Origin of the sequence: Scrofimicrobium canadense (assembly GCF_009696615.1) — a bacterium.
Lineage (GTDB): Bacteria > Actinomycetota > Actinomycetes > Actinomycetales > Actinomycetaceae > Scrofimicrobium > Scrofimicrobium canadense.
Window position 1 is genome coordinate 1 of the sequence record NZ_VULO01000023.1, and the last position, 3643, is coordinate 3643.

Sequence of the window (3643 nt, forward strand, 5' to 3'; positions counted from 1 at the left end):
CTCCTCTAGCCCTTGTAAACATGCGGGTCTAGATATGTATCTTGGGCGGTGCCATCTACCCAACGAAAAATCAGGCGATACTGCTTGTTAACCCGAATAGAACACCATCCAGACAGGTTTCCTTGCAGATGTTCAAAACGATTACCCGGTGGAATCCTCAAGTCTGACTCCTGCGTTGCGGCATCCAGAATCTGAATTTTTCTGAACAGAGTGCCTTCAATAGTACTGGGTATTTTCTTGTGGCTTTGGTCTTCGTCGTAGAAAGCCTCTAGCCATATATCCCTGAATTCAACCGCCATAGTTACCTGATCACTTTTTACTCATTCTATGCACAACAACGTTGTGCGTCAAGTCCGTTCAAAATGAGAGCGGATCCGCTTAGAAAACGATGTTACTTATCGGGTCGGAGGGGAGCTAGTCCCCGTCCGCCCACACCACCTGGCATACGGATCCGTACCACGGCGGTTGGTCAAGTGTTGGCAAACCGCTCCATATAAAAGCGCACACCACGGAAGCCTCGCTTGTGCCACCAGCGGTTATTCATCGCGAACCGCGTATGATGGAGTTGGGCCAGAAACCACCAGCGCTTGTGCTGACAGTATCCTTTCGCCTCATCCACAGGGAGCCCGAGTTCGATCATTTTCCTCACTCGGGTTCTCGGTTTAAACCACTGTTTCATCAGGCACATGCGTAGTCGGCTTCGTATCCAGCTGTCGATATCAGCAAATAAGCGGCGTGTCTCTGCCAACCGAAAGTAGCTTGTCCAGCCTCGAATATATCGATCGAGACGGGCAAGCTTCACCTCAATGGCTTCGCGATCATGCCCGCGGGTCAGTTGCCTGATCCGTTTCTTGAAGCGTTTGATCGTCTCATTACTGCAGCGGATGCGCGGATTAGCCTTTCCAACAAAGCTGTACCCGAGAAAATTGCTGCGTGAGACAGAGACGACGCGGCTCTTCTCCCGATTTACCGGGAGTTTGAGTCGTGTTTCGAGAAAGGCGGTCACGTTGTCCTTGACTCGGTGGCCCGCTCGACGGCTTTGGACGTAGATCTGGCAGTCATCGGCATATCGGCAGAACCGGTGGCCTCTGGCATCCAGTTTCTTGTCCAGATCGTCAAGTAGGATATTACTAAGCAACGGACTCAAGGGCGATCCTTGCGGTGTGCCTTTCTCTCGCTGACTAACGAACCCCCCCATCATCATTCCGGCCTGAAGGTAGCGACGGATCACACCAAGCAAACGCTTGTCGTGAATACGTTTTGCTAGCCTGGCCATCAAAAGATCGTGGTTGACCTGGTCAAAGAATTTCTCCAAATCGGGTATACGGATTTAATGGTTGATGGGGCACCTTCACCCCATCAATCTGATACCACCCTCAGATGGTTGATAGATCGACTCCGTAGTTGAGTTCCTCTGCGAAGTCCGGCAGTCCGTAACCGATGGTTTTCTTGTAGAAAGGAGAGACCTTCGCAGTCGGTGCCTTCTTCTTGTGCTTCGTGGTGTAGAGCATTCGTGCCCGCATCACCTCGAATGAGTAGCCACGGCCATCGCGGTTCTTATCCTTGGCCAGCCGGTTGATTGACTCCGTGAAGGCGTTGGTGATCGGGATGTCGGTCTCGAAGTAGGTCAGCATCTCCTCATGCCAGCCACTGATAGCACTGACGAGATCTTTCCAGACCTCCTTTTGCCCCTGTGGGATGTCGTCAATCCAGGCAGTCAGCGCCTTCTCGGCGTCACGCCGGGTTGTGGCGTCCCAGATGTGGAAGAACCGCTCCTTGTGCTCGTAGGCCGCCAAGAGCTGGGGGAATGCCCCTGTCCAGGTCTCCATGATGAGCCGTTCGCGATCTGAGACATCGTGAGCGCGCTTCAGCAGGATCTTCCGGTCACCCTTGAGGGTTCGGCGCTGGTTGGACGTCAGCTTTTTCCTGAGCCCCTTGCGGACCTTTTCCAAGGCCTCGTTGGCCATTCGCACGACGTGGAACTTATCGACCACAATGCGAGCCTGCGGCAGCACCGCCTGGACAGCACGGCGGTAGGGTTTCCACATATCCATGCTGACGATCTCGACCTTCTGCCGGTCTTTCAGCTTCATCAGGTAGTTGGTCACCACGTCCTGTCGGCGGGTGGCCAGCAGGTCCAGTAGGGTACGCTCCTCCAGGTTGGTCAGGATGCAGCGGTAGCGGCGGTTCAGGTACAGCTCGTCGATCCCCAGGCAGCGGGGTGTCTCGAAGCGATGCCAGGCTGCCAGGAACTCAGCCTTCTTCTTGAATATCTCGCGGACAGTCTTCTCGTCGAGGCCCGTGGTATCAGCCACGTAGGCGTAGGGGTGATTGAAGGCTTCCTTCTCGACGTGGTTGTAAAGCCTCCGCGTCATGCGGTGATCGTCTACCATTTCCGGAAGAGCTGGCCGGAACGTCCTTCCACACGCCCGGCAGGTGTAGCGGCGACGGACCACCCAGAGGGTGACCCGCCTTCCGTGGATGGGTAGGTCGCGATAGGCCACATCGCGCTTGCCGAACCTGACAAACTCACTCTCAACGCCGCATTCCTCGCAAGCTAGAGGCTCAGGAGCTTCGACCTGGTAGTGGAGATCATGCTCTTCCATCTTGGTGGCTAGGACGTGGTACTCGGGAAGGTGCAGGATGTTGTCAGGCAAGCTGGTCATGCAAACTTTCCTTGTCGACATGGTCCATAGATGATTGCGACTCTTTGACCGCGTTGTTTTCTACGAACTGAAGGTGATTTACTCCCTTGGGTCTTCTGCTTCTCTGAGCCCTTCATGCAATGACGCAATTAGCGGGCAAGTGATATTGCCTTGTTGTGCATGGCATCGGTCGACCATTTCGCTCAGCACCTTCTCAATTCTTTCAAGCCTGTCGATCTTCTCGCGAACGTCCCCTAACTTGTGCTCTGCGAGAGCACTGGCTTCTTGACAGTGGGCGCCATCTTCCAGCCGAAGTAGGTCACTGATCTCATCCAGACTAAAGCCCAGCTGCTGCGCCGTTTTCACGAACGTCAACCTGTCGATATCGGCGGCACTATAGCGTCGAATACCTCCGGGAGGTCGTTCGGGCTCCGATAATAGCCCTCGTCGCTGGTAATAGCGGATTGTCTCGACATTGACGCCGGCCGCCTTGGCCAGGCCGCCAATGGTCATGGTGTCCGCCACTTTATCTGCATGTCTCTTCATGATGCTTGACTCCGTACCAAGCTACGGAAGTAACCTTATCGTAGCTCCCCCCATCCCGAAAGGAGAATCGTCAATGCGGACACCTAAAACGGGGCGAGGGCCCCTGGCCGCCGGAGGAGTCGCGGCCCTCCTGGCCTCGGCGTGTTGCCTCGGCCCGCTGGTTCTGATCACGCTGGGCGTTTCCGGCGCCTGGATCAGCAATCTGGCGTCGCTGGAGCCCTATCGCCCGCTCTTTATCGGCGTCGCGCTGGTGGCGATGTTCTTCGCCTGGCGTCGCGTCTTTCGGCCAGTGGAAAAGTGCCAGCCGGGAGAGGTGTGTGCCGTGCCACGGGTCAGGACGGGCTACAAGGCGATCTTCTGGCTCGTATCGCTGCTGGTGCTAATCGCCCTGGTATTCCCCTACGTCTTGCCCTTGTTCTATTAAAAGGAGATCTACCATGAAAGCTCGTTTC

Annotated in this window: 5 protein-coding genes; 1 reads left to right on the plus strand and 4 read right to left on the minus strand. The window is 55.5% G+C overall.

Annotated features, from left to right (window positions below):
• Window positions 1-5: 5 nt before the first annotated feature.
• From FYJ24_RS12170 to merR, 4 genes are all read right to left on the minus strand, one after another.
• Window positions 6-299, minus strand: a complete 294-nt coding sequence (locus FYJ24_RS12170) for a type II toxin-antitoxin system RelE/ParE family toxin (RefSeq protein ID WP_081195051.1) — start codon at window positions 297-299, stop codon at window positions 6-8.
• Between the two features lie 170 nt (window positions 300-469).
• Window positions 470-1315, minus strand: coding sequence for a reverse transcriptase domain-containing protein (locus tag FYJ24_RS12175; RefSeq protein ID WP_206192713.1), 846 nt, complete (start codon window positions 1313-1315; stop codon window positions 470-472).
• A 61-nt stretch (window positions 1316-1376) separates the two neighbouring features.
• A complete protein-coding gene (locus FYJ24_RS12180) occupies window positions 1377-2666 on the minus strand; it encodes an ISL3 family transposase (RefSeq protein WP_154546712.1) in 1290 nt (429 codons plus the stop codon).
• 78 nt (window positions 2667-2744) lie between these two features.
• Window positions 2745-3191 (minus strand): Hg(II)-responsive transcriptional regulator, encoded by a 447-nt coding sequence (merR, locus tag FYJ24_RS12185; RefSeq protein ID WP_006911920.1) that lies wholly within the window; start codon window positions 3189-3191, stop codon window positions 2745-2747.
• Window positions 3192-3264: 73 nt separating this feature from the next.
• On the opposite strand from merR, the gene merT reads away from it, so the two are divergent.
• Complete coding sequence (merT, locus tag FYJ24_RS12190) at window positions 3265-3615, plus strand: mercuric ion transporter MerT (protein WP_008957404.1); 351 nt, start codon at window positions 3265-3267, stop codon at window positions 3613-3615.
• The last annotated feature ends 28 nt before the right edge of the window (window positions 3616-3643 follow it).